The following is a 25,465-nucleotide window of genomic DNA, read 5'->3' on the forward strand; positions in this document are numbered from 1 at the left end:
AGCCGATCCTCCGACGCTGCAGTCCCTCGCGGGCCGCAGCATGGGTACGACCTGGTCGCTCCGCGTCGACAACCCGCGCATGATCGGGCTCGATGAAGTGCGCGACAGCGTACAAGGCGCGCTCGACCGCGTGGTCGCGCAGATGAGCACGTGGGAGCCCGAATCCGACATCAGCCGCTTCAACCGTTCCGAGGCCGGCACTCGGCACGTGCTCGAACCGGAATTCGCCGAAGTGCTGGCCTGCGCTCTCGACTGGGCGGCGGCCAGCGGTGGCGCGATCGACCCGAGTATCGGCCCGTTGGTGGCACTGTGGGGATTCGGCGCGCACGCCGGCGCCTCAACCATCGCCCCACCCTCCCCGACCGCACTGGCGCAAGCCCGCGCCCAATCAGGCTGGCAGCGCCTGGCGTTCGACGTTGCCACGCGGAGCCTCGTGCAGCCCGGCGGCGTCTCGCTCGACCTGTCGGGCATCGCCAAGGGCTTCGCGGTCGACCACGGCGCCGCCGGACTGCGGGCCCTCGGGCTGTCCGACTTCCTGCTCGAAGTGGGTGGTGAATTGCGTGCCGCAGGGCGGCGGCCGGGCGGTCAACCCTGGCAGGTGCTGGTCGAGGCGTCATCGGGGGCTGCCCTTCGGATGCCACTCCAAGACATGGCGATCGCGACCTCCGGCGACCGCTGGCATGTGCGCGAGCACCAGGGCCGGCGCTGGTCGCACACGCTCGATCCACGTACGGGCGAACCGAGCAGTCCTGACCTGTCCTCGGTGACGGTGCTGCACCAGGCCTGCATGCAGGCCGACGCGCTGGCGACGGCACTGACTGTGCTCGGTCCGCAAGAGGGCCTCGACTTCGCCCAGCGGCACGGAATTGCCGCGCTGTTCGTCTGCCGCGGCGTCGACGGGCCGCAGCGATTCGCCAGCGACCGCTGGCCCCGATCTGCACCATGACCGAGCCCACACTGCGAGCGTTGGCCGCGAGCCTCATCGCGCTCGCCTACATCTCGCTGTGCGCAGCCATCTACTGGCGCCAGCAGCAACTGCGCGACGCCACCGCGCGTCAGGCAGCGACGTTGGCCGGCAACCAGCCCAGCGCCGCCACCTTGGTACTTTTTGCCAGCCAGACCGGTCAGGCCGAGGCCCTGGCCTGGCAGACCGGCCGCTGGCTGCACGAGGCCGGCACGCCCGCCCGCGTGCTGTCGCTCAACGATGTCGACACGTCCATGCTTCGCAGCGCGCCGAGGGCATTGTTCATCGCCAGCACGTACGGCGAAGGCGACGCGCCTGACGGTGCCAGCGTATTCGCAGAGCGGGTGATGGGTGTCAAGGCGGAGCTGTCATCGCTGCGCTATGCGGTGCTGGCGCTCGGCGACCGGCAATACGCCAATTTCTGCCGCTTCGGGCGCCAACTCGACGATTGGCTGCATGCAGCCGGCGCGACGCGCGCATTCGAGCGCATAGAGGTCGACAACGCAGACCCAACCACACTGGCTGCATGGCAGGCGCAATTCGGCGGCAGACCCGCCAACAACTCCACGGCCGAGGCACCGGAGACGCGCGAAACATCCTGGCGCCTCGCCTCGCGCCGCCTGCTGAACGGCGGCAGCGCGGGCGCCCCCGTCTATTTGCTGGCATTCGCCCCGACGGCCGCACCGGCACCCGAGTGGCAATCCGGCGACATCGCGCAACTGGCGCTCGCGAGCGATCCGGGTCGGCCACGCGACTACTCGATCGCCTCCATCGCGGCCGATGGCGAACTGCAGTTCCTGGTGCGCCAGGAGCAACATCAGGACGGCACCCTCGGGGCGGCCTCCGGGTTGCTGACCTCGTCGCTGAGCCTGGGCGACACGATCCAGTTGCGCCTGCGCACGCACCGCAGTTTTCGCCTCGGCGAGAACGCGCGCCGGCCCCTGCTCCTGATCGGCAACGGCACCGGCCTGGCCGGTCTCCGGAGCCATCTGCGCGCCCGTGCGGCCATGGGTCAGCACGACAACTGGCTTGTGTTCGGCGAGCGCAACGCGCAGCACGACTTCCTCTGCCGCGATGAAATCGAAGCCTGGCAGCGCAGCGGGGTTCTTCAGCGCGTCGACATGGTGTTCTCGCGCGATCAGCCCGAGCGGCTCTACGTGCAGCATCGGGTGCTGCAACTCCACGAGGAGGTGCGTGCCTGGATGGAGCGCGATGCTGCAATCTATGTGTGCGGCAGCCTGCAAGGCATGGCAGGCGGTGTCGATGCGGCGCTGCGCCAGATCGTCGGGGACACCGCCATGGGCGAGCTCTTGTCCAGCGGAAGGTATTGCCGCGACGTTTACTGACTCACGAAGTCGCCACCGCGGTCCACTGTCGCCTACCCGCGGTGCGACACTCGACCACGGCCCCATGGCCGGTGATTTTTCCTTGAGGAATCCGCAAGATGATGCTGCATGTGCCCGAAGTTCTCAGCGCGGAACAGGTCCGCGAGATTCGCGCCAGCCTGGACGCCACCGACTGGGTGGATGGCCGCGAGACGGTTGGCGACCAGGGAGCGCGTGTCAAGCGCAACCGCCAGTTGCCCGAGCAATCCCCGGTCGGCCGCGAGCTGGGCAGGACGATTCTGGGCGCCTTGGCCCGTCATGCCCTGTTCTTCGCTGCGGCCCTGCCCCTGCGCTTCGTGCCGCCGTTGTTCAATCGCTATGAGGGCGGCGAGCACTACGGCCTGCACGTCGACGGCTCGGTACGCTCGGTACCAGGCAGCGGCGAGCAATTGCGTACCGACCTGTCGTGCACGCTGTTCCTGTGCGACCCGGAGGAATACGAGGGCGGAGAGCTCGAAGTGGTCGACACCTATGGCACGCACGAAGTCAAGCTGCCGGCGGGTGATCTGATCCTGTACCCGTCCAGCAGCTTGCACCGCGTCCACCCGGTCACCGCCGGAGCGCGTGTCTGCTCGTTTTTCTGGCTGCAAAGCATGGTGCGCGACGAGCGCCAGCGCGCCATGCTCTTCGAAATGGACCAGGTGATCCAGAAACTCCGCGCCCGCCTCGGGGAATGCGAGGAATCCATTGCCCTCACCGGCCAGTACCACAACCTGCTGCGCATGTGGTCTGAAATCTGAGGGGCCGGTTTTCGACCGACCCTGCGGACACGATAGTTATTGCAAATGCGAAGAATTCGTATTTATAATCGAGTCCTCTTCAAACAGCCAGCCAACAGTCGCTCTCACCGCCATGATCGTTTGCGTATGTCGCCGAGTCTCCGACCGAGAAATCGCACGCCACGTGCGGGCCGGCATGACTTTCGACGAAGTGCAGTTTGAACTCGGCGTGGCCACCCAGTGCGGCCAGTGCGAAGGTTGCGCGCGCGAAGTGGTCGCGCAGTGCAGCATCTCGCATCCGGTCGCCGCGCTCCATCGCGAAACGGGGCCGGTGGCGATCCAGCTTGCCAATTCCATCAAGGAAAGCAACGCATGGAACTCTTCGCGGCCCTCGGCGGCAGCCTGATCTTCGTCGCCAGCTCGGTCTGGTGGATTTTCCGCAAGTAGTAATTGGCGTTAGCGGTTCTGCTGCACCAGGGCACCTTTGACGGTGCCCGAACTCGAATGGTTGATTGTGTCTAGCCGCTTTTCTCCGCCCCCTCCAACGGCCCTTGGCCTCTCTCGCAATGCCGTCATCGCAGGCAGCGTGGTGCTCTTTCACGTCGCCGCGCTCTGGGCGCTGCAAAGCGGGCTGCTGCGCCGCGCCGCCGAGGTCGTCATACCGGTCGCGATCCTGAGCGAGTTCGTGGAGCCGCCCAAGCCGGTCGAGCCGCCGCCCCCCCCTCCTCCGCCGCCACCCGAACCCAAGCGGCAGATAACCAAGACACCGCCTCCGCCGCGGCCGCAGGCGATTCGCGAACCGAAGCCGACACCAGCGCCGAACGCGCCGACCGGCAGCATCGAACCGCCGCCCCCGCCGGCGCCCATTGCACCGCCGGCGCCGCCCGAGCCGCCGGCCCCCCCGCCCGCTGCGCCGGCACCACCTTCGGTGCAGTTGCCGTCCAGCAATGCCGACTATCTGCAGAACCCGAAGCCGGTCTACCCGGCCATGAGCAAGCGCCTCGGCGAGCAAGGCAAGACGATCGTGCGCGTACTGATCGGCGTCGACGGCCTTCCCAAGCAGGCGAGCATTCGAACGTCGAGCGGCTACGAACGGCTGGACGAGGCCGCACTCGCCGCCGTGAAGAGCTGGCGCTACGTACCGGGCAAACGCAATGGGGTCGTTGAACCGATGGAGTTCAACGTGCCGATCAACTGGGTTCTCAATTAATTTTTCTGGAGTAGCTTCGTATGGATTCCCAATTTGGCCTGATGAACGTGTGGCATCAGGGCGACTTCGTCACCAAGGCCGTCGCGCTGCTCTTGATCGGCATGTCGCTTGCATCATGGATCGTGATCCTGATCAAGGCGATCGACGTCATCAAGTACAAGCGTCAGGCGTCCCATTCGCAAGACTTCTGGCATAGCGAAGATTTCGCCACGGCACTCAACAAGCTGGGCAAGGACGACAGCAACCCTTTCCGAGCACTCGCACTCGAAGGTCGTGAAGCGGCCGCCCACCATCGCAACACCAAGGCCCATCTGCATGACGCGCTCGACGTCAGCGACTGGATCACGCGTGCGTTGCGCAACGGGATCGACGAGTTCACGGCGCGGCTGCAAACCGGTCTCGCCATCCTGGCCTCCGTCGGATCGACCGCGCCGTTCATCGGACTGTTCGGCACCGTGTGGGGCATCTATCACGCGCTGATGAGCATCGGCACGGCCGGTCAGGCAACCATTGACAAGGTCGCCGGCCCGATCGGCGAGGCACTGATCATGACGGCGCTGGGCCTCGCGGTCGCCATTCCCGCCGTGCTTGGCTACAACGCCCTCGTGCGCGGCAACAAGTTCGTGCTGACCAAGCTCAACAGTTTTGCGCACGATCTGCACGCCTACTTCGTGACCGGTGCACGCGTTCAAAGCGGCGGGGTCGAGGCCACCGTCGTTCCGCTGAAGAAAGGCTGAGCGCCATGGCTTTCGGTACCCAGGACGAACCTGATGAGGTGATGAACGAGATCAACATGACGCCGCTGGTCGACGTCATGCTGGTGCTGCTCATCATCTTCATCATCACGGTGCCCGTGATGAAGCACGCGGTGAACATCGACCTTCCCCGCGCCAGCAGCGAGCCGGAGCAGACCAAGCCGCAGAACATCCTGTTCACGGTGGCCGCCGATGGCAGCTACTACTGGAACGAGCAGAAGATCGAGGACGCAGACCTCAAATCGCGGCTGGCAACAGAAGCTGCGAAGGAGCCGCAGCCCGAACTGCACATCCGCGGCGACAAGGCGGTCCGCTATGAGCGCGTCGCGCAAGCCATGTCGGCTGCACGTGAAGCCGGCGTGCGCAAGATCGGCTTCATCACTGAACCCGATCCCAAGTAAAGCAGCCTCGCAAGGCAAAAAAATCGATGGCGGCGATTGACTTTTTATTGAGAATCATTATCATTTGCTCATCGCTTCGATAAGGGGATTTCCAATGCAAGCCACGCCCAGCGCCTTCACCGTCTTGAGCCATCCCTCGCTTGATCATTCAGGCGGCGGACGCGTTTCCAGCGAGCCTGCCCGGCCGGCACCGCTGCTCGAAAGCGCTGAACTCCTGAAGGGCAGCAAGACAGTCGGCATCCTGCACAACGGTTCCCTCTATCGGTTGCAAGCCACCAAACTCGGCAAGCTGATCCTGACCAAATAAGGTTCAGCCCGCCCCTCGCGCAAGTTTCATCGTGGGGCGACTCGAGGAGATTCATCTCCAAAGGGTCGTTTTTTGCTAGCCAACGGTTCGCCGACTAGCCAAGCTTTTTTTCCCACCTTGGACCGCCATGAAAAACGCCGACCTCGCAGTCGGCGTTCTGCTTTTTAGAGGAGAGCGCTCAGAGACCGATGGCCGCGATGCCCGCCTTGGCGATCTGGGCGTCCTCGTTCGACTTGACGCCGCTGACGCCCACCGCGCCGATCACATGGCCGTCCTTGACGATCGGCACTCCGCCTTCGAGCAAGCCCATCACGCCGGGCGCCGTCAGGAACGAAGTGCGACCGCCATTGATCATGTCTTCGTAAGTCTTGCTCTCGCGGCGCCCCATCGCAGCCGTATGGGCCTTGGCAGGTGCGATGTGGGACGACAGCGCGGCGGCGCCATCCAGGCGCTGCAGCCACAACAAGTTGCCCGCGTCGTCGGCGATGGCGATGGTGACGGCCCAGTTGTTCTTGAGGGCCTCGGCTTCGGCTGCCGCGGCGATGGCCTTGACATCGGCGAGTTCGAGAAATGACTTGGTCTTCATGGTCTTCAAGGAAAGTTGCGTAACCCTCGAGCATAGCGTTGGCCCCGGAAGAGCCCTTGTTGGCGGTAGGAATATCCGAACTCAGGTCTTTCTGAACGCTGGCCCTTGCAGGGTCCTAGAATGCGCCCCAACTGCAGTTTTGCAGCAAACCCCTGGAGTTTCAGCAATGAACGACCGCGTCAACACCCTCGACACTTCCGTCGGCTACGGCCAGACGCTGCCGCAGGCAGACCGTCAGCGCGTCCTGCGCAATACCTACTGGCTGCTCGCCCTGAGCCTGCTGCCCACCGTGCTCGGCGCGTGGTTTGGCGTCGCCACGGGCATCACCCGGTCTCTCGGCGGCGGGCTCGGACTCATCGTGTTCCTGGGCGGTGCGTTCGGCTTCATGTTCGCGATCGAGAAGACCAAGAATTCCGCGGCGGGCGTGCCCGTGCTGCTGGCCTTCACCTTCTTCATGGGCCTGATGCTGTCGCGACTGATCGCGATGGTGCTGGGCTTCAAGAACGGCTCGGAACTGATCATGACCGCCTTTGGCGGCACGGCCGGCGTGTTCTTCGTGATGGCGTCGTTGGCCACGGTGATCAAGCGCGACCTCTCCGGCATGGGCAAGTGGCTTTTCGTCGGTGCGATGGTCTTGATGGTCGGTGCCATCATCAACGTCTTCGTGGGTTCGAGCGCCGGCATGATGGCGATCTCGGTCGCCGCGATCGGCATCTTCTCGGCCTTCATGCTGTACGACCTGAAGCAGATCATGGACGGTGGCGAAACCAACTACATCAGCGCAACGCTGGCGCTGTACCTCGATCTGTTCAACGTCTTCCAGAGCCTCCTGGCCTTGCTCGGCATCTTCGGCGGCGAGCGCGACTGAGAGAGTTCTTCACCTCGGCGAGAAAGGGCCTCTTGGGGCCCTTTTTTCATGCCAGATCGAACACGGCGATCGACTCCACGTGCGCGGTGTGGGGGAACATGTTGACCACCCCCGCGAAGGTGCATCGGTAGCCCGCCTGATGAACCAGCAGGCCCGCATCGCGCGCCAGCGTCGAGGGGTTGCAGCTCACATAGACGATCCGCCTGGGCGGAGCCCAGCCACCACGGTGCAGTTCGACCTGCTGGTGGAGGTCGGCGAGCGCCTTGGCCAGCGCAAACGCGCCTTCGCGAGGCGGATCGACCAGCCATTTCTCCGCAGCGCCGTCCGCCACGAGCATCGCCGGCGTCATCTCGAACAGATTGCGCGCAACGAAGCTCGTCGTGGCGAGCGCGCGCCGCCCCGGCACCGCGGGACGATTGCGCTCGTAGTTGTCCGTGGCGCGCGCCACCAGCGTATCGCTGCCTTCGATGCCCAACACCTCGCGCGCCCGGCTCGCCAATGGCAACGTGAAGTTGCCCAGTCCGCAGAACCAGTCGATCACCCGCTCATCGGACTGCACATCGAGCAGCCGCAACGCGCGGCCGACCAGCACGCGATTGATGTGCGGGTTGACCTGCGTGAAATCGGTCGGTTTGAAGGGCATCGTCACGCCGAACTCGGGGAGCCCGTAAGCCAGCGGCTCTCCACCCTCCTCCAGCAACTTGACGGTCTCCGGCCCCTTGGCCTGCAACCACCACTGGACCCCTTCGTTCCTTGATGCGAAAGCCTTGAGCCGAGCCACGTCGGCATCGGACAGCGGCTCCAGGTGCCTCAGCACCAGGGCAATAACGCCCAAGCGTCCCGTGCCATCGGGCGAATCGCCGCAGGCCAGTTCGATCTGGGGACAGGTCTCGCGCGCGTCCATCGAGCCGATCAGTTCGCGCAAAGGCATGAGCATGTCGCTGACCTGCGCCGGCAGGACGGGGCACACCTTCATGTCCGCCAGATAGCGGCTCTTGCGTTCATGAAAGCCGATGAGGACCGTGCCCTTCTTCACCACGTGGCGCACGGAAAGCCGCGCACGATAGCGATAGTGCCAGGCGGGTCCTTCGAGCGGCCGCAGCACGTTCTCGGGCCGCACCTTGCCGAGGTGCCAGAGGTTGTCCTCGAGCGAGCGCTGCTTCACCGCGACCTGTGCAGCCGCGTCGAGGTGCTGCATCTTGCAGCCGCCGCAGGCACCGGCATGCAGCCCGAAGTGAGGGCACCCCGGTCGCACGCGCTGCGACGACTCTCGTGCGATCGCCGTCAACGTACCCTGCTCCCAGTTGTTCTTCTTCCGATGCACGTTGAACTGGACCTCTTCGAAAGGCAATGCACCTTCGATGAACACCACCATGCCGTCGGCCTTGTGCGCCACGCCCTGCGCGTCGAGATCGAGCGACTCCACCTGCAGCCATTCGTCGCGGGGGCGCTGCGCTTCCTTCTTTTCTTTCGTTTCCGTCATGCCCGGATTGTCTCAGGCCGCACGAAGCGCGATCCCTGCGACTACAGGAGCGCGTCGCGCTGCACGCCTGCGCGCGCCAGTTGGCGGCGCATCTTGGCCAGCGCCTCGTTCTGGATCTGCCGGACACGCTCGCGGGTCAATCCGAGCCGAACGCTCAAGACTTCCAGCGTCTCCGGGTCGCGGTCATGCAGGCCATAGCGGCCTTCGAGCACTTCGCGTTCACGCTCGGTCAAAACCAGGATCCATTGATCGAGCAGCTTCTCGACTTCGTGGGTCTGTGTGACGCCCGTTGGGTCGGCGCCTTCGTCATCCGACGCCACGGTATCTGCCAAGGTGAAGCTTTCGTCGCCGCGCTCACCGCCGGCGTCGAGTGAACGCGGCGCTTCGGCAAGCGCCATCAGGTCCGCCACTTCCTGCACTTCGCGGCCGAGCAGCGCCGCGACATCTTCGACGCGCACACCGTCTGGCCGACGGGCGATGAATTCGGGGTCGCCTTCCAATGCGCGACGTGCACGCATCACCTGCTGCAACTCGCGCACCACATGCACCGGCAAGCGGATGGCGCGCGCCTGCATCATCGCCGCGCGTTCGATCGATTGCCGGATCCACCAGGTCGCATAGGTCGAGAAACGGAAGCCCCGCTCCGGTTCGAACTTGTTGATCGCATGCATGAGACCGAGGTTGCCTTCTTCGATCAGGTCCGCCATCGGCACGCCGCGCCCGAGGTAGGACTTGGCAATGTTGACGACCAGCCGCAGGTTGTGCTCGATCATCGATTGCCGCGCTGCGAAGTCACCGCCGCGCGCGGCGCAGGCGGTTCGGTATTCTTCTTCAGGCGTGAACAACTGCGTGCGCCGGATCTCGCGCAGGTAGATCGTCAACGAATCACCGCCGTCAGCGCCATCGCCGCCGAGATCGGTCGACAGGGCTTCACGGGGATTCTCTATCAGGCCCTCGCCCGCAACGCGGTCCATGGCACCGCGCAGCGGGATGGAAGGCTCCGGAGCGCGCGGCGCCTCGATGTCCGAAGTGCCGCCGTTGCCCGCCACTCGTCGCACGACCGGGGTGCGATGAAGGCGAGAGGCGGCCATGACGCTAGCGCGCTGGCAGGTACCGCGCCGGATCGACCGGCTTGCCCTGACGGCGAATTTCGAAGTGCAGCTTGACGCGGTCTGCATCGCTGTTGCCCATCTCGGCAATCTTCTGCCCCTTCTGCACCGACTGGTCTTCCTTGACCAACAGCGTACGGTTGTGCGCGTATGCGGTCAGGTAGGTGTTGTTGTGCTTCAGGATGATGAGGTTGCCATAGCCGCGAAGTCCCGCGCCTGCGTAGACGACGCGACCATCGGCAGCCGCGAGGACTGAGTCACCCGCCTTGCCGCTGATGTCGAGTCCCTTGTTCTTGGCTTCGTCAAAGCCCGCGATCAACGAGCCCTGGGCGGGCCAGATCCAGCCCACGTCTTCATCTCCCGATGCCGAGGCAGCCGGAGGCGTCGGCGAAGCGGTAACCGGCGGAGTCGGCTTGGTTGCAGCGCTCGGCGCCGCACCAGGAGATGCAGCAGTTGCAGCCGCAGCCGTAGCCGCTGTGGCGGCAGTGGCGGGTGCGACGATCGGTTGCGTCACCGGTCGAGTGGTGACACCGGACGCGTCGGTGGTCGCGGGCGCAGTCGATGCCGTGGCCGTTGCAGTTCCGCCAACGGGCGGAATCACGCGCAGCACCTGGCCCACTTCGATGAGGTCAGGATTGTCGAGATTGTTCCAGCGCGCAATGTTCTGCCAGCTCTGACCGGTTTCCGTGCCGATGCGACGGATCGTGTCGCCCGGACGCACCGCGTAGTAACCTGGCTTGCCGTAGTTCTCGATGCCAGCCAGCGGCTTGCCGTTGGCATCGACGGTGATCGGCGGCACCCCGGGAACAGCGGTTCCGTTGGTGGGTGCAGCCGGCGTACGAGTCATGGTGCCGCGATCCTCGACCGGCACCGGGCCACGCGGTGCACCACAACCCGCAATCACGAGCGAAACCACCAGCGTCACGCCGGCAAGCCAGCCCCGATTGCCAATACCCTGCATGTGTTCTTCCTTCAAGCAATTCCCGATTTTAGGGGGACAAAGTGAACCGCCTCAAGAATGCGACGCTCGACGCCGCGTGCGGTTTTATCAATGACAACCAAGGCTTGTCCGCCCATTGCCGACTGCGTCGGCGCGACGATTCTTCCGCCCACCGCGAGTTGCGCGATCCACGCTTCCGGCACGGCCTCGCCGCCCGCCGCGGCGATGATTCCGGCATAGGGCGCCCCCTTCGCATAGCCGATCATGCCGTCACCAAGCAGCAGGTGAACCGTCGCCAATCTGAAGGGGCGAAGGTTCGAACGCGCGCGCTCATGCAACCCTCTCAAGCGCTCGATGCTGTAGACCTCTGCCGCAACGTGGCTGAGAACCGCGGCCTGATAGCCGCAGCCCGTACCGATCTCGAGCACGCGCCCCAAGCGATCGCCGGGCTTGCCCGCCAATGCGGGCGCTCCGAGCAGCAGTTCGATCATGCGGGCGACCACATTGGGCTTGGAGATGGTCTGGCCCAGTCCGATCGGCAGGCTGGTGTCTTCATACGCCTGGTTGACGAGCGCGCTGTCGACGAACAGGTGACGCTCGACCGTGCCCATCGCGCGCAGTACGCGCGCATCGGCAATGCCTTGCGCGGCCAGACGCTGGACCATTCGCGCACGCACCGCATCCGACGCCATCGACGGAGTGCTGTGGACCGTCGGCTTGGCGGGGACCGCGGGCAGACGCCCACGCGTCGCCGCAGAAGCCGTAGGCGTCAGCCGCACGGGAAATCCCGGGCGTTGGCTTGCCATGTCAGGCGCGCTCGCCGAGGCGAGCCACCGTGTCGCGCCATTGCCCCAGGTTGGCGTGATCGGTCAGGTCGATCTGCAACGGAGTCAGCGCAACGTGGCCGCCAGCGGTCGCGTGGAAGTCGGTGCCCTCGCCGCTGTCTTTCGCTCCGCCCGCACCGGCAATCCAGTACATCGTTTCGCCCCGAGGGCTGTCCTGCGTGATGACTTTCTCGGCGGCATGGCGGCGCCCCAACCGGCACACCTGAACGGACTTCAATTCATCGAAGGGAAGGTTCGGCACATTGACGTTCAGCAGGAATGCACTGCCGCCGAGCATCTGTTCCCGCTCGATCTGCTCGACCAGTCGCCGCGCCGCACGGGCCGCCGCGTCGATGTGGGCCCAGCCCTTTTCGATCTGGGAGAAGGCGATCGCCGGTATGCCGAACAGGTAGGCCTCCATCGCGGCCCCGACAGTGCCTGAATAGATCGTGTCGTCGCCCATGTTGGCGCCGTTGTTGATGCCGGACACGACGAGGTCGGGCCGGTAGTCGAGCAAGCCCTTCAGCGCGATGTGAACGCAATCAGCCGGCGTTCCGGTGACGTAGCGGAACCCGTTGTGGGCGGTGTGCACGTAGAGCGGCGCGGCCAGCGTGAGCGCGTTCGACTTGGCGCTGTTGTTGTGCTCCGGAGCGACCACCTCGACCTCGGCTATGTCCTTCAGCGCGTCGTGCAGCGCGACGATGCCCGGAGCCTGGAAACCGTCGTCGTTCGAAATAAGTATCTTCATGGCGTCTATCAGTGCGCGCGATTGTAGGCGGCGGGTGCGTCACGGCTGGGACAACACGTGCGGCGCACCCCACCTATCATGGCCCGCATTCATTGCCCCCAGACTCATAGATAGGAGACACGAGCATGCACGCATGGCTTTGCGAAAACCCCACCGGCGTCGACGCGCTCACGTGGAAAGAACTGCCAACGCCGACCCCCGGCGCCGGACAGGTGCTGGTCGAGATCAAGGCGGCGAGCCTGAATTTTCCCGATCTGCTGATCGTGCAGAACAAATACCAGATCAAACCGCCATTGCCTTTCGTGCCGGGCTCCGAATATGCCGGCGTTATCACCGCCGTTGGCGAAGGCGTCACGCATCTCAAGGTCGGGCAGAACGTTGCATGCCTGTCCGGCACGGGCGGCTTCGGAACGCATACGCTCGCGCCTGCGGCGCTTTGCATGCCGCTTCCAGAAGGCTTTGGCTATGTCGACGCCGCCGCGTTCATCATGATTTATGCGACGTCCTGGCACGCATTGATGGACCGAGCGCAATTGAAGGCCGGCGATACGGTGCTGGTGCTCGGCGCGGCCGGTGGTGTCGGGACCGCGGCGATTCAGATTGCAAAAGCCGCGGGAGCCAAGGTCATCGCAGCCGCGTCGACCGACGAAAAATGCGAGCTGTGCAAATCCATCGGCGCGGACATCACGATCAACTACACGACGCATGCGCTTCCCAATGGTTTTCGCGATGCAGTCAAAGCGGCAACGGACGGCAAGGGACCCGACGTCATTTACGACCCGGTCGGCGGCGAATTTGCCGAACCGGCGTTCCGTTCCATTGGCTGGCGTGGCCGCTATCTGGTCGTGGGTTTCGCCGCAGGCCCCATTCCTTCGCTGCCGTTGAATTTGATGCTGCTCAAAGGCGCATCGCTGGTCGGCGTGTTCTGGGGCGATTTTGCGAAGCGCGAGCCCAAGGCCAACGCGCAGATGATGGCCGAATTGGCGAAGTGGTACGGCCAGGGCAAGATCAAGCCCGTGATCGATCGCGCCATGCCCATGGCGGAACTCAAGGCCGCCTACGCCCACATGGGCTCGCGCGGGGTCAAGGGCAAGCTTGTCCTGGTCAACTGAGCACTCTCACGAAGCCCATAAAAAAAGCCCGCATGAGCGGGCTTTTTACCTTGACCGAGACGAAGGCCTTACTTGATCTCGAAGTCCGACAGCGATTTACCGGCTGCAAGTGCCTCAGTGATCCAGCGCGGCTTGCGGCCACGGCCGCCAGACCAGGTCTCGCCGGTGGGGCTGCGATACTTTGCAGCGGTTTTGGTCGCAGCAACCCCTGCGCTGCGCTTGCCAACGCGTGCCGTGAGTTTGAGATCGGCTGCGGTCAAACCGTATTCAGCGATCTTCTTGCGCAGCTCCTCGATCACTCCAGAGCGCTCCTGATTTCTCAGCTCTTCGGCTTGCTTGCGCAATTGCGCAATCTGCTCGTCGTGCTTCTTGATCTGGGAATTGATGTCGGCAAGGGATGAGGCCATCGGTGCTAATCCTCGAATTAGAAAGCGAAAATTTTAATTCAAAAGTCAATTACCGCAAGTACAGAACGCACAAAAAAAAGCGCCGACCATTGGGTCGGCGCTTTTTCTATTGAAGTTTGGGGTGGCTGATGGGACTCGAACCCACGACGACCAGAATCACAATCTGGGACTCTACCAGCTGAGCTACAGCCACCGCAGCCTGCGATTGTAGCGTGAAAAAACTAGCGTTCGACGCCCGGCGTCGAATCCTGGGGCCTTGGAACCGAAATTTCAGCCTTGAAGCGGCTCTTCAGCAGGTCATAGTAGGCGGCGTTCTCCGCCGAGCCCACCGCCTGCGCGAACTGCTCGTTCTCCTGTTTCGCCAGCTCCGCAGCGGGCGGCGTGCGGGGCACGGCCTTGATGACCCGCACGACCGCAAAGCCCTGCGCGCCAAGATCCGTTCCGACGAGCGCCGGCAGCTTGCTGGTATTGGCCCGCAAAGCGGCCTCGATGACTGTCGGCGGCTGCGACTGCGTTTCCAGCCGCGAAACTGTCACAGGCGCACCGAAAGTTGCTCCCGCGGGATCGGCCTGCCAGGCGGCCAGCTTGGCTTCGCCCTCGGCCTTGGCAAGGGCGGCCGCACGTTCGGCAATGAGTTGGGTGCGAACCTTGTCCTTGACCTCTTCGAACGGCAGCGCGCGCGCCGGGCTGTGCTGCGTGACGCGGCCCGATGCGAGCTGGTTGGGCCCGATCTCGATGGCTTCGGTGTTGTGCTTGCGCTCAAGCGTATCGGGAGCAAAAAGCGCGTTCAGGAAATTGCGGCTGGCCAACGCGCCGGCAGCACCCGGCGCTGGCGTGCGCCCGATGTTGCTGGCCGTCTGGATCGTCAGCTTCAGCTTCTCCGCGGCCGGCTTCAGGCTGTCGGGCTGTTGGTAGACGATGTCGGTAAAGATCTCGGCGGCCTTCGCGAACTCCTGCGTGGCCTGCTGGCTGCGCACTTCGTTCTCGATGGTGGCGCGCACTTTGTCGAAGGTTGGCACCACGGCGGGCTTGATGTCGTTGAGCTGGACGATGTGATAGCCGAACTCGGTCTCGACGACGTTGCTGATCTCGCCCTTCTTGAGCGCGAACATCACATCCTCGAAAGGCTTGACCATCGCGCCGCGCGTCACGAAATCGAGATCACCGCCCTTCTCCGCCGAGCCGGGGTCCTGCGAATTCTTGCGTGCCACATCGGCAAAAGTGTTGGGCGCCTTCCTGAGATCGGCCAGCAATTGCTCGGCCTTGGCGCGCGCCTTCTCGCGGTCGGCGGCCGGTGCGCTTGCCGGCGCGGCAATCAGGATGTGACTTGCACGACGTTCTTCCTTGCTGCCGAAGCGCGCGCTGTTCTGGTCGTAGTAGCTCCGCAGATCAGCTTCGCTGACCGAAATGTTCTTCTTCGCGGCTTCGAGGTCCAGGACCAGGTATTCGACGCTGGCCTGTTCGGGCACCTGGAACTGCGCCGTGTGGTCCTTGTAGAAAGCCTGGAGATCAGCATCGCTGACGCTGACCTTCGACGCGAAGTCGGCAGGCTTGAACAGTGCCACCTGAATTTCGCGGCGAGCGTAGAAGGCGTTCAGCGCCGCGGCGGCTTGCGCGGCGGTCGCGAAGGTCGTGCCCGAAACGCCCAGAGACACCTGTTGCGTCGCCAGGTCCGCGCGGACCGAGGCTTCGTACTGCTCCGGCGTGCGGCCCGTTGCGCGCATGAAGCTCTCGCGGTCGAATTTGCCATCGGCCGTGCGGAACGACGCGAGGCCGGGGTCCGCGGCAAACAGCCGTGCGAGCCGCTCCTCGGACACGGTCATGTTCGACTTGGACGCCGCTGCTGCGAGGACGCGATCACGCACCATGCGCTCCAGGGTGGCGTAACGCGCCGCATCGGAGTCGAGCAGGGCCGGCTCGATGTTGGGCGCCTGCCGGCGGATCCGGTCGACCTCGTTGCGGTGCTGCGCATCCCATTCGGGGCGGGTGATGTCATGGCCAGCAACTCGCGCCACTTTTTCGCCTTGGCCATCTCCCTGATACCGATCGACGCCGAAGAGCACGAACGAAGGAATGATCAGCAAGAACAAGAACACCATGATGATCTTGTTGTACTTGCGGAAGGAATCAAACATGCTGGGGCACTCTCTGTGACGAATTGCGGGACGGCAACAAAAAAGGCGAACACACTGTTCGCCTTTGCTTCGGGTGGTGGGTGCTGAGGGGTTCGAACCCCCGACCTACGCCTTGTAAGGGCGCCGCTCTACCAGCTGAGCTAAGCACCCCACCTGAAAACAGTGTCTCAGTTCAGCGCGTCTTTCAGCGCCTTGCCGGGACGGAACTTCGGAATCTTGGCGGCCTTGATTTTAATCGCGTCGCCGGTACGTGGATTACGGCCGGTCCGGGCGGCGCGCTTGCCTACTGCAAATGTCCCGAAACCGACGAGCGAAACGGAGCCGCCCTTCTTGAGCGTGGTACGAATGGCGCCGATGGTGGATTCGAGTGCGCGGGTGGCAGCAGCTTTGGAAATATCGGCGTTCTTTGCGATGTGCTCAATGAGTTCGGTTTTGTTCACAAGGGCCCCTTGCAGGAAAATTGTTGATCAGTCGTCAGAAGCGATGCCAGCCCCGTGACGATGGCCACGGGGGCGAAGTGCAGGAAAAAGGGTGGCAGTTCTGACGCGCCGGCAGCGCGCTGCCGACAAGGATTACAACCACTGGTCTACAGGGTGTCAATACGACACTCCCCGCTAGAACCCAGCGAGGAGCGCGATTTTAGTGGCGTTTTGACAAGTCTTTTTCAAAGTGCCTCGGCGATGGCCTTGCCGAGGTCACTCGTGCTTGCGGTTCCGCCGATGTCGGGCGTGCGCGGCGCGCCGCTTCCTGGCGCCAGAACCTTCTCGATCGTCGACAGGATCGCGTCGTGCGCGGACTTGTGGCCGAGAAACTCCAGCATCATCGCGCCGCACCAGATCTGGCCGATCGGGTTGGCAATGCCCTTGCCGGCGATGTCCGGCGCGGAACCGTGCACGGGCTCGAACAGCGATGGCATGGTCCGCTCGGGGTTCAGGTTGGCACTGGGCGCGATACCGATCGTGCCGGTGCAGGCAGGCCCCAGGTCCGACAGGATGTCGCCGAAGAGGTTGCTCGCCACCACCACATCGAAGAAGTCCGGGCGCTGTACGAAATGCGCGGTCAGGATATCGATGTGGAACTTGTCGAGCTTGATGTCCGGGTAGCTTTGCGCCATCGCAGCCACACGCTCGTCCCAGTAGGGCATGGTGATCGAGATGCCATTGGACTTGGTGGCACTGGTGAGATGCTTCTTCGGGCGCGACTGCGCCAGGTCGAACGCGAATTTCAGCACGCGGTCGACGCCGACGCGCGACATCACGGTCTCCTGGACGACGATCTCGCGCGAGGTGCCTTCGTACATGCGGCCGCCGATGCTCGAGTATTCGCCCTCGGTGTTCTCGCGCACGATGTACATGTCGATCTCGCCCGGCTGCCGCGGCGTGCCGTCGCGGCGAACCACGGGCGCCACGATGCCCGGCATCAGCCGCGCGGGGCGCAGGTTGACGTACTGGTCGAACTCGCGGCGAAAGAGCAGCAACGAGCCCCAGAGCGAGACGTGGTCCGCGATCTTCTCGGGCCAGCCGACCGCGCCGAAATAGATGGCGTCATGCCCACCGATCTGATCCTTCCAGTTGTCGGGCAGCATCTTGCCGTGCTTCTCGTAGTAGTCCCAGCTCGAAAAGTCGAAATGGTCGAATTTCAGGTCGATACCGAACTTGCGCGCTGCGGCATCGAGCACCCGCAGGCCCTCGGGCATCGTTTCCTTGCCGATGCCGTCGCCGGCGATGACTGCAATTCGTTGGGTGCTCATGTCTCAATCCTTGTGGGTCGCGTTGAAAAAGGGAAGCGCCTGCGCCAGCAAATCTCGGGGCGCTTCTTCGGGAATGTAGTGGCCGCAGGACAGGGCTTCGCCCGACACGTCGTCGGCGCGCTCGCGCCACAGCGCCAACACATCGAAGCAGCGTCCGACGGCACCGTGCTCGCCCCACAGCACGCGCAGCGGCTGCGTGAGCTTGCGCCCAGCTGCGATGTCGGCGCGATCGTGTTCCAGGTCGATGGTCGCCGAGGCCCGATAGTCCTCGCAGATGGCTTTCGCAGTGCCGTCGATCGACGCGCAGCGTTCGTACTCGGCGAGCGCTTCCCGCGCAAAGGGCGCAAGACCCGCGTGGCGGCTGCCCATGACGCTGCGCACATAGCGCACCGGATCCGATTCGATGAGCGCTTCGGGCAACGGCGGCGGCTGGATCAGGAAGAACCAGTGCCAATAGGCCTTCGCAAAAGCTTCGGACGTTTCCTCGTACATCCCGAGCGTCGGAGCGATGTCGAGCAGCATGAGGCGCTCCACCGTCCCCGGATGGTCTGCCGCAAGCCGATGGGCCACGCGCGCACCCCGGTCATGCGCCAGCACGCCGAAGCGCTCGAAGCCGTGATGCCGCATGGCGGCCAGCGCGTCAAGCGCCATCTCGCGCTTGCTGTAGCGCGAATGGGCCGCATCGGCCACCGGACGGCCGGAATCTCCGTAGCCGCGCAGATCGAGCATGACCAAGGTGAAGTGCTCGGCCAGCACAGGCGCGATGCGATGCCAGATGACATGCGTCTGCGGATGTCCATGGAGCAGCAGCAGAGGCGCGCCGCTGCCCCCAACACGGCCGTGCAGCCGAACCCCGTCGCGGGACAGATCGAAGGTGGAGAACGAAGCCAACATGCGATGAATTGTGCGTTGCGCACCTCTCGCCATCAAGCAACAATAAGCCAATTGATACTTTCCGAAACGGCAAGAATGGAACGCAGCGATCTGGAACTCGTGATGGCGATCCGCGCGCGCGGCAGCCTTGCCGGCGCCGCGCTCGCGCTGAACGTCGTGCCCTCCGTCGTGACCAAGCGGCTCGGCGCGCTGGAGGCGCGACTGGGCCAGCGGCTGTTCGACCGAACCACGCGCAGACTCAGCGCCACGGTGGAGGGTGAGGCAGTGTGCCTGCATGCCAAGGCCCTGCTCGACGGCTTCGCCGCGCTCGAGAACGAACTCGGCGAACGCCAGAGCGAACTGAGCGGAACGATCCGGCTCGTCGCCACCTTCGGCTTCGGCAGGCACTGGCTCGGGCCGGCGCTCGCGGTGTTCAACGAGCAACATCCCGGGCTGCAGATCCAGCTCACGCTGGCTGAGAAACTGCCGGACCTGGGCGCTGAGGGGCACGACGGCGCGGTCTGGTTGTGGCAGCCGGAACATCGCCGAGCGGGCGACTGGGTTACACGCCGTATTGCCCGCAACCAGCGCGTGCTGGCGGCCGCGCCCGCCTATCTCGAGCAACATGGGGTCCCCACCGACGCTGCCGCGCTCGCGGCGCACGACTGCCTCGTGGCGCGCGAGAACAGTGAAGCCAGCGAGCGCGAATTCGCGCTTTGGACGCTGCGTCACGTCAAGGACGGCACGACGGTTCGCGTCCATGTGCGTGGTCCGCTGTCGAGCAATTCGGGCGAGATGGTGCGCGATTGGTGCCTGGCCGGGCGCGGCATCATGCTGCGCAGCCTCTGGGACATCGCACCCCTCCTCGCAACAGGCGAACTGGTGCGCGTACTGCCGCAGTTCGCGATGCCGGACGCGGATATTCAATGGGTCGCGCCATGGCGACCCAAGACGCCTCGACGCGTACGGGTGCTCATCGACTTCCTGGTGGAGCGCTTTCGCGGCGAGCCGTGGAGGGTCGACCACGCGCGGCCGCGCTGAGCAGGCTCAGCGCTCGCCGCGGACCACCAGGCTCACGCCGATGGCCGTCGTTGCGATGCCTGCCAGCGTTACCACGGTGATCGGCTCCGCAAATAGCAACCACGCCATCACCGCGGTGCACGGCGGCACGAGATAGAGCAGGCTCGTGACGGCCGTGGCGGTACCGCGCTGGATCAGTATGTAGAGAAGCGAGCTGCCTCCCAGCGAGAGGGCCAGGACGGACCAGGCCATCGCGCCACCCGACGCCAGGTTCCACTGGATGCCGTCGCTCTCCAGCGCAGCGAAGGGCAAGGTGACCAGCAGCGCCGCCGCAAGCTGGACCGCGTTCGCGCTGCGCACGTCGCAAGGGGCGACAAAGCGCTTCTGGTACAGCGTACCGGCGGTGATCGACAGGAGCGCCATCAATGCCAGCCCCATGCTCAGCCCACTGACTTCCCCACCCTGCCCAAGCTTGCGTGACACGACCATCACCAGCCCCAGGAATCCGAGGAACAACCCGGCCCATTGACGACGCGTGATCGTGCCGCCGCTCATCGACATCCAGACGGCGGTCAAGACGGGCTGGATTCCGACCAGCAACGCAATGAGCCCGGACCACATTCCGGCCCTGACGGCCGCCCAGACACCCCCCAGGTAGCCCGCCTGCATCAGCACGCCGGTGACGGCGAGGTGGCCCCACTGCACCCGGTCTCGCGGCCAGGCGACGCGCGCCACCCTGACCCAGACGAGGAAGCAGACCACAGAGAGTGCATAGCGAACCGCGAGGAACTTGAGCGGCGGTGCGTAGGGCATGCCAAACCGCGCCACGATGAAGCCGGTGCTCCAGATCAGCACGAAGACCGCCGGCATCGCGCGCAGCCAGCCCGCAGAGCGGGCCGTGTCCGTCATTTCGCCCGGGCCCGAATCTCGGGTATGGCCTTCTGGAGGTAATAGACCATCGACCACACGGTGAGAACCGCGGAGATCCAGATCAGCCAATGTCCCCAAGCGCCAGTGTCGATCACGCCGAAAAGCACGCCGTTGAAGAGCAGGAAGGGGATGGCCACCATCTGCACCACGGTCTTGACCTTGCCGACCATGTGGACCGCGACGCTCTTTCCGGCGCCGATCTGCGCCATCCATTCGCGCAACGCGGAGATCGCGATCTCGCGGCCGATGATGATCAGCGCCACGAACACGTCGGCACGATTGAGGTGAACCAGCACGAGCAGCGAAGCGCACACGAGGAACTTGTCGGCAACCGGATCGAGGAAGGCGCCGAACGCCGAAGTCTGGTTGAGCCGGCGTGCCAGGAAGCCATCGAGCCAGTCGGTCGCCGCGAAGACGATGAACATCACCGTCGCGATGAGATTGCGCATCGGTTCCGACAGCGGCAGGTAGAACACACCCACGATCAAGGGAATCGCGACGATGCGCGTCCAGGTCATGATCGTAGGCAGGGTCCAGAACATTCGAACGAGTATATGGCCCGACCCGGGGCCTGCCGATCTCACCCTAGTGCAACGCGCGGTAGATTTCTTCGGCGAGGTCGAAAGCAATGCCCTCGACTGACGCAATGTCTTCGACGCTGGCCGCCGCGACACCCCGAATTCCGCCGAATCGCTGCAACAGGCGCGCGCGGCGCTTCGGTCCGATCCCCGGAATATCTTCGAGTTGGCTGCCCCCGACGCGGATCTTTGCCCGCTTGGCGCGCATGCCGGTGATCGCGAATCGGTGCGCCTCGTCGCGAATCTGCGCGACCAGCATCAATGCTGCCGAATCGCGGCCGAGGTATACCTTCTCGCGTCCGTCGGCGAACACGAGTTCCTCCAGGCCGACCTTGCGCCCTTCACCCTTTTCCACGCCGACGATCAACGACAGGGGGAGCCCCAGCTCGCTGAACACTTCGCGCGCCATCGACACCTGCCCCTTGCCGCCATCGACCAACACCAGGTCCGGCATGCGCGCGGTACGCGTGCCAGGCCGCGCATCGGTCCCCGCGCCTGCGGCATCGCCGGCCGGGGGCGCATCGGTTTCCGCCGCCATGGCCTCGGCCAACTTGCCATAGCGGCGATGCAGCACCTGCCGCATCGCGGCGTAGTCGTCGCCCGGCGTGATGCCTTCGATGTTGTAGCGCCGGTATTCGCGGTTCTGCATGGCGTGATGCTCGAACACGACGCACGAAGCCTGGGTCGCTTCGCCCGCCGTGTGCGAGATGTCGAAACACTCGACGCGGAAATTGTCGAGATCGTCCGGCGCCAGTTCGAGCGAATCGACCAGCGCGCGCGTGCGTGCCTGCTGGGAGCCCTCCTCGGCGAGCAGGCGCGCGAGCTGGAGCGATGCGTTCTTGCACGCCATTTCAAGCCAGTGACGACGCTGCTCGCGCGGCTGGAATACGGCCGTCACCCGCGTGCCCGCCTGCTGCGAGATCGCCTCGATCAGTTCGCGGCCCACCAGTTCGCTCAGCACCAGCGTCGCCGGCACGGGCACGTCGATGTAGTGCTGCGCAATGAACGCCTCGAGCACCTGCACCTCGACCGCGTCGGACGCAGGCGGTTCGTCGTCGCCCTCGATGTCCCGTTCACCGTGCTGGATCTGGGTGGCATCTTCCACATGCACCGGGAAGTAGGCGCGGTCGCCCAGGTGCCGCCCGCCGCGCACCATCGCGAGGTTCACGCAGGCCTTGCCGCCCTGGACCTTGACGGCGAGGATGTCCACGTCCTTGTCGGATGCGATCTCGACCGACTGCTGGTGCAGCACGCGCGACAGCGCCGACATCTGGTTGCGCAGTTCGGCCGCCTGCTCGAACTCCAGCTTCTCGGCGTGGGACATCATCCGCGCCTCGAGCTGCGTGAGGACAGCTTGCGTGTCACCCATGAGGAAGGCCTCCGCATTGGCCACGTCCTGCGCGTAGTCCTCCGGTGCGATGTAGCCCACGCAGGGGCCGCTGCAGCGCTTGATCTGGTAGAGCAGGCAGGGCCGCGTGCGATTTCCGTAGACAGTGTCTTCGCAGGTGCGGAGCTTGAACACCTTCTGCAGCAACTGGATCGATTCCTTGACCGCCCACGCGCTGGGATATGGCCCGAAATAACGGTGCTTGCGATCGACCGATCCGCGGTAGTACGCCAGCCGGGGGAAGGCGTGCGAGGCGATCTTGAGGTACGGGTAGCTCTTGTCGTCGCGAAACAGGATGTTGTAGCGCGGCTTGAGCGTCTTGATCAGGTTGTTCTCGAGCAGCAGCGCCTCGGCCTCGGAGCGCACCACCGTGGTCTCCATGCGGGCGATCTTGGAGATCATGTGGCCGATGCGCGTGCCGGCGTGGTTCTTCTGGAAGTAGTTCGCCACGCGCCTCTTGAGATTGCGCGCCTTGCCCACGTACAGCACCGCGCCTGCCGCGTCGAAATAGCGATAGACGCCCGGCAGTTGCGGCAATGCCGCCACTTCGCTGAGCAATTGATCGGAATGCGTGTCAGCCATTGACCTTACCGCGGGGCCCCGTCTTCCATCACCGGTTCGCAGCGGACGTCCGCGCGGACCGAATTGGCGATGAAGCACTCTTCGTGTGCCGCGTGATGCATGGCTTCGATCTGCTCGCGCGTTGGCAGGCGCTCGCCCGAGAACTGCACCTGCGGCCGCAGCGTGACGACGGTCATCGCCGTCTTGCCGGCAGCGTTGCGCCCCATCCGCCCGCTCGCGCTGTCGGCGTAGCGCTCCACGCAAAAACCGCGTGACGCCGCGATCGAAAGGAACCACAGCATGTGACAGCTCGACAGCGAGGCGACAAAGAGTTCTTCCGGGTCCACGGCCGTGGCGTCCGACATCGGCAGCGGCACGACATGCGGCGAGGACGAGCCGGACCATTCCGCTCCGCCGTCGAAGCGGATCGTGTGGCGGCGGCTGTAGCGATTGCCGACGAAGTCCTGGCCATCGCGTTGCCAGAGGATGTCGGCGGAGTGTTGTGACATGGAAGTTGTCTCCGGTGTCTCCATGAGAGGGCTGTAGAGTATCCCGCGATGCGCTGGGACATTTTCTGCAAGGTCATAGACAACCATGGCGATGCCGGCGTCTGCTGGCGGCTGGCCGCCGCGCTTGCAGGCCACGGCGAGACGGTGCGCTTGTGGATCGACGATCCCTCCGCGCTGGCCTGGATGGCGCCCGGGGGGTGCAAAGGGGTTTCCGTCATCGCCTGGACAAAAGACACGGCGGCGATCCAGGCCGCGAACGCGCCTTCGCCCGACGTGCTGGTCGAGGCCTTCGGCTGCGATCCCGCGCCCGAAATCGTCGCAGTGTTCGCGCAGCAGGCGCCCAGAAGCGGGTCCAGTCACCGGTGGATCAACCTGGAGTACCTGTCGGCCGAGCCCTATGTCGAGCGCCTGCACGGCCTGCCCTCCCCGGTTTTCAGGGAACCGGGCGCCGGGCTGACCAAGCACTTCTTCTACCCAGGATTCACCACCGCGACAGGCGGCCTCTTGCGCGAGCCCGACCTGATGGCGCGGCGCGAGCGCTTCGATCGGGGCTCCTGGCTCTCGCGACACGGCATCCCCTGGCAAGGCGAGCTGCTCGTTTCGCTGTTTTGCTACGAACCGCCGGCGCTCGAAGCCCTGCTCGCCCAGTTCGAACGCGCCGGCCAACCGACGCGGCTGCTGGTCACCGCGGGACGCGCCACTGCCGCCTTGCCACCCGGCCCCGCACAGCGCGGCGCGCTTTCGATCTCGTGGCTGCCCTATCTGCAGCAAGCGGAGTTCGATCACCTCCTGTGGGCTTGCGATCTGAATTTCGTCCGCGGCGAAGATTCCCTGGTTCGGGCGATCTGGGCCGGCGCCCCGTTCATCTGGCAGATCTACCCTCAGGATGACGACGCTCACCACACCAAGCTGGAAGCCTTGCTGGACTGGTTGACTGCCCCGCCCTCCTTGCGCAGCTTCCACCACCTCTGGAACGGCATGGCACGGAACGCACTGCCGGATCTGACCCCGGCGACGCTCGAATCCTGGGGTTCGACCGCGCTCGCGGCACGTGCATGCCTGCTCGGACAGGACGACCTTTTGACGCGCCTTCGACGTTGCGTCGTCCAAAAAAGCTAAAATTGCGGGCTTTGCGGATTTCCGGCCGGGGCCTGTCCCGATTGCCGCAGCATCCGCTGAACCCGCCGCGGTGAATGCGTCAGAGGGCCACAGGGCCCGACGACGCACCGAGCGGCCAACATCCAGAGACTCTGTTTATGAAAATCGCTCAAGAAATCCGCGCTGGCAACGTGATCATGCACGGCAAGGACCCCATGGTCGTCCTCAAGACCGAATACAGCCGTGGCGGCCGCAATTCCGCCACCGTGCGCATGAAGCTCAAGAGCCTGATTGCCAACTTCAACACCGAAGTGGTCTTCAAGGCCGACGACAAGATGGAGCAGATCGTGCTCGACAAGAAGGAATGCACCTATTCCTACTTCGCCGACCCAATGTACGTCTGCATGGACACCGAATACAACCAGTATGAGGTCGAAGCCGAGAACATGGGCGACTCGCTCAACTACCTCGAAGACGGCATGCCGGTCGAAGTCGTGTTCTACGACGGCAAGGCCATCTCGGTCGAACTGCCGACCAGCGTCGAGCGCGAAATCACCTGGACCGAGCCGGCCGTCAAGGGCGACACCTCGGGCAAGGTCATGAAGCCGGCCAAGATTTCCACCGGTTTCGAAATTGGCGTGCCGCTCTTCGTTGCGCAAGGCGACCGCATCGAAATCGACACCCGCACCGGCGAATACCGCAAACGCGTCTAAGCGCCCGCTCACCTCGAAAAAGGCTCCCTCGGGAGCCTTTTTTGCGTGCGCTCCGACCGAACGGGCCCGAAATCTGCAAGGCGCACAATTCAG

Annotated in this window: 28 protein-coding genes and 2 tRNA genes; 13 read left to right on the forward strand and 17 right to left on the reverse strand. The window is 64.5% G+C overall.

Annotation, left to right across the window (positions count from 1 at the left end):
- Positions 1–40 precede the first annotated feature (40 nt).
- The 8 genes from QTH97_RS13140 to hemP all read left to right on the forward strand — a co-directional run bounded on the left by QTH97_RS13140 (position 41) and on the right by hemP (position 5,741).
- Positions 41–946 carry an FAD:protein FMN transferase gene (locus QTH97_RS13140; protein ID WP_286568595.1) on the forward strand — a complete coding sequence of 302 codons (906 nt, stop codon included), beginning with the start codon at positions 41–43 and terminating at the stop codon, positions 944–946.
- The gene (locus QTH97_RS13145; RefSeq protein ID WP_286568596.1) at positions 943–2,310 is read left to right on the forward strand and encodes a sulfite reductase subunit alpha; all 1,368 of its coding nucleotides are present in this window, start codon (positions 943–945) and stop codon (positions 2,308–2,310) included. The genes QTH97_RS13140 and QTH97_RS13145 overlap by 4 nt, the downstream gene beginning before the upstream one ends.
- Positions 2,311–2,408: 98 nt before the next feature.
- A complete protein-coding gene (locus QTH97_RS13150; RefSeq protein ID WP_286568597.1) occupies positions 2,409–3,089 on the forward strand; it encodes a Fe2+-dependent dioxygenase in 681 nt (226 codons plus the stop codon).
- 112 nt (positions 3,090–3,201) lie between these two features.
- Positions 3,202–3,474 carry a (2Fe-2S)-binding protein gene (locus QTH97_RS13155; RefSeq protein WP_286568598.1) on the forward strand — a complete coding sequence of 91 codons (273 nt, stop codon included), beginning with the start codon at positions 3,202–3,204 and terminating at the stop codon, positions 3,472–3,474.
- Between the two features lie 105 nt (positions 3,475–3,579).
- Positions 3,580–4,278: an energy transducer TonB gene (locus QTH97_RS13160; protein WP_444813434.1), complete on the forward strand. Its 699-nt coding sequence runs from the start codon at positions 3,580–3,582 to the stop codon at positions 4,276–4,278.
- Between the two features lie 20 nt (positions 4,279–4,298).
- Positions 4,299–5,015 (forward strand): MotA/TolQ/ExbB proton channel family protein, encoded by a 717-nt coding sequence (locus QTH97_RS13165; RefSeq protein ID WP_286568601.1) that lies wholly within the window; start codon positions 4,299–4,301, stop codon positions 5,013–5,015.
- 5 nt (positions 5,016–5,020) lie between these two features.
- A complete protein-coding gene (locus tag QTH97_RS13170; protein ID WP_286568603.1) occupies positions 5,021–5,434 on the forward strand; it encodes an ExbD/TolR family protein in 414 nt (137 codons plus the stop codon).
- Positions 5,435–5,528: 94 nt separating this feature from the next.
- Positions 5,529–5,741 carry a hemin uptake protein HemP gene (gene hemP, locus QTH97_RS13175; RefSeq protein ID WP_286568604.1) on the forward strand — a complete coding sequence of 71 codons (213 nt, stop codon included), beginning with the start codon at positions 5,529–5,531 and terminating at the stop codon, positions 5,739–5,741.
- A 178-nt stretch (positions 5,742–5,919) separates the two neighbouring features.
- Here the strand turns inward: hemP and QTH97_RS13180 are convergent, their stop codons facing one another.
- The gene (locus QTH97_RS13180; protein WP_286568605.1) at positions 5,920–6,327 is read right to left on the reverse strand and encodes a GlcG/HbpS family heme-binding protein; all 408 of its coding nucleotides are present in this window, start codon (positions 6,325–6,327) and stop codon (positions 5,920–5,922) included.
- Positions 6,328–6,493: 166 nt separating this feature from the next.
- On the opposite strand from QTH97_RS13180, the gene QTH97_RS13185 reads away from it, so the two are divergent.
- Entirely contained in the window at positions 6,494–7,195 is a 702-nt protein-coding gene (locus QTH97_RS13185; protein WP_286568606.1) for a Bax inhibitor-1/YccA family protein, read from the forward strand.
- A gap of 46 nt (positions 7,196–7,241) precedes the next feature.
- On the opposite strand, the gene rlmD is transcribed toward QTH97_RS13185, so the two are convergent.
- Genes rlmD through surE form a run of 5 tightly spaced genes read right to left on the reverse strand, consistent with a single transcriptional unit; the run spans position 7,242 to position 12,299 of the window.
- Positions 7,242–8,678 (reverse strand): 23S rRNA (uracil(1939)-C(5))-methyltransferase RlmD, encoded by a 1,437-nt coding sequence (gene rlmD, locus QTH97_RS13190; RefSeq protein ID WP_286568607.1) that lies wholly within the window; start codon positions 8,676–8,678, stop codon positions 7,242–7,244.
- Positions 8,679–8,719: 41 nt separating this feature from the next.
- Complete coding sequence (locus QTH97_RS13195) at positions 8,720–9,769, reverse strand: sigma-70 family RNA polymerase sigma factor (RefSeq protein WP_286568608.1); 1,050 nt, start codon at positions 9,767–9,769, stop codon at positions 8,720–8,722.
- Between the two features lie 4 nt (positions 9,770–9,773).
- Entirely contained in the window at positions 9,774–10,748 is a 975-nt protein-coding gene (locus QTH97_RS13200) for a peptidoglycan DD-metalloendopeptidase family protein (protein ID WP_286568609.1), read from the reverse strand.
- Between the two features lie 11 nt (positions 10,749–10,759).
- Positions 10,760–11,533 carry a protein-L-isoaspartate(D-aspartate) O-methyltransferase gene (locus QTH97_RS13205; protein WP_286568610.1) on the reverse strand — a complete coding sequence of 258 codons (774 nt, stop codon included), beginning with the start codon at positions 11,531–11,533 and terminating at the stop codon, positions 10,760–10,762.
- Position 11,534: 1 nt separating this feature from the next.
- Positions 11,535–12,299 carry a 5'/3'-nucleotidase SurE gene (gene surE, locus QTH97_RS13210; RefSeq protein WP_286568611.1) on the reverse strand — a complete coding sequence of 255 codons (765 nt, stop codon included), beginning with the start codon at positions 12,297–12,299 and terminating at the stop codon, positions 11,535–11,537.
- A 125-nt stretch (positions 12,300–12,424) separates the two neighbouring features.
- On the opposite strand from surE, the gene QTH97_RS13215 reads away from it, so the two are divergent.
- On the forward strand, positions 12,425–13,411 hold the full coding sequence (locus tag QTH97_RS13215) for an NADPH:quinone oxidoreductase family protein (protein WP_286568612.1): 987 nt from the start codon (positions 12,425–12,427) through the stop codon (positions 13,409–13,411).
- Between the two features lie 68 nt (positions 13,412–13,479).
- Here QTH97_RS13215 and QTH97_RS13220 read toward each other — a convergent pair whose 3' ends face one another.
- From QTH97_RS13220 to QTH97_RS13250, 7 genes are all read right to left on the reverse strand, one after another.
- Positions 13,480–13,818, reverse strand: coding sequence for an H-NS histone family protein (locus QTH97_RS13220; protein ID WP_286568613.1), 339 nt, complete (start codon positions 13,816–13,818; stop codon positions 13,480–13,482).
- A 117-nt stretch (positions 13,819–13,935) separates the two neighbouring features.
- Positions 13,936–14,011, reverse strand: a tRNA-His gene (locus tag QTH97_RS13225).
- 28 nt (positions 14,012–14,039) lie between these two features.
- A complete protein-coding gene (locus QTH97_RS13230; protein WP_286568614.1) occupies positions 14,040–15,953 on the reverse strand; it encodes a SurA N-terminal domain-containing protein in 1,914 nt (637 codons plus the stop codon).
- Positions 15,954–16,027: 74 nt separating this feature from the next.
- Positions 16,028–16,103: transfer RNA gene (locus QTH97_RS13235), tRNA-Val, on the reverse strand.
- 17 nt (positions 16,104–16,120) lie between these two features.
- A complete protein-coding gene (locus tag QTH97_RS13240) occupies positions 16,121–16,393 on the reverse strand; it encodes an HU family DNA-binding protein (protein WP_007830705.1) in 273 nt (90 codons plus the stop codon).
- 224 nt (positions 16,394–16,617) lie between these two features.
- Entirely contained in the window at positions 16,618–17,703 is a 1,086-nt protein-coding gene (locus QTH97_RS13245) for a tartrate dehydrogenase (protein WP_286568615.1), read from the reverse strand.
- A 3-nt stretch (positions 17,704–17,706) separates the two neighbouring features.
- Entirely contained in the window at positions 17,707–18,597 is an 891-nt protein-coding gene (locus QTH97_RS13250; RefSeq protein ID WP_286568616.1) for an alpha/beta fold hydrolase, read from the reverse strand.
- Positions 18,598–18,672: 75 nt separating this feature from the next.
- On the opposite strand from QTH97_RS13250, the gene QTH97_RS13255 reads away from it, so the two are divergent.
- Entirely contained in the window at positions 18,673–19,617 is a 945-nt protein-coding gene (locus QTH97_RS13255) for a LysR substrate-binding domain-containing protein (protein WP_286568617.1), read from the forward strand.
- Between the two features lie 6 nt (positions 19,618–19,623).
- Here QTH97_RS13255 and QTH97_RS13260 read toward each other — a convergent pair whose 3' ends face one another.
- The 4 genes from QTH97_RS13260 to QTH97_RS13275 are packed head-to-tail and all read right to left on the reverse strand — an operon-like array spanning position 19,624 to position 23,561.
- Positions 19,624–20,505 (reverse strand): DMT family transporter, encoded by an 882-nt coding sequence (locus QTH97_RS13260; RefSeq protein ID WP_286568618.1) that lies wholly within the window; start codon positions 20,503–20,505, stop codon positions 19,624–19,626.
- Positions 20,502–21,068, reverse strand: a complete 567-nt coding sequence (gene pgsA / locus QTH97_RS13265; protein WP_286568619.1) for a CDP-diacylglycerol--glycerol-3-phosphate 3-phosphatidyltransferase — start codon at positions 21,066–21,068, stop codon at positions 20,502–20,504. Before pgsA ends, QTH97_RS13260 begins: the two co-directional genes overlap by 4 nt.
- A gap of 43 nt (positions 21,069–21,111) precedes the next feature.
- A complete protein-coding gene (uvrC, locus tag QTH97_RS13270; protein WP_286568620.1) occupies positions 21,112–23,073 on the reverse strand; it encodes an excinuclease ABC subunit UvrC in 1,962 nt (653 codons plus the stop codon).
- Positions 23,074–23,078: 5 nt separating this feature from the next.
- A complete protein-coding gene (locus tag QTH97_RS13275) occupies positions 23,079–23,561 on the reverse strand; it encodes an OsmC family protein (protein ID WP_286568621.1) in 483 nt (160 codons plus the stop codon).
- 48 nt (positions 23,562–23,609) lie between these two features.
- Between QTH97_RS13275 and earP the strand changes: the two genes are divergently transcribed.
- Together earP and efp are read left to right on the forward strand one after the other, a co-directional pair.
- The gene (gene earP / locus QTH97_RS13280; protein WP_286568622.1) at positions 23,610–24,680 is read left to right on the forward strand and encodes an elongation factor P maturation arginine rhamnosyltransferase EarP; all 1,071 of its coding nucleotides are present in this window, start codon (positions 23,610–23,612) and stop codon (positions 24,678–24,680) included.
- Between the two features lie 137 nt (positions 24,681–24,817).
- Entirely contained in the window at positions 24,818–25,372 is a 555-nt protein-coding gene (efp, locus tag QTH97_RS13285) for an elongation factor P (RefSeq protein WP_286568623.1), read from the forward strand.
- Positions 25,373–25,465 lie beyond the last annotated feature (93 nt).

Source organism: Variovorax gracilis, assembly GCF_030317115.1.
Classification (GTDB): domain Bacteria; phylum Pseudomonadota; class Gammaproteobacteria; order Burkholderiales; family Burkholderiaceae_C; genus Variovorax; species Variovorax gracilis.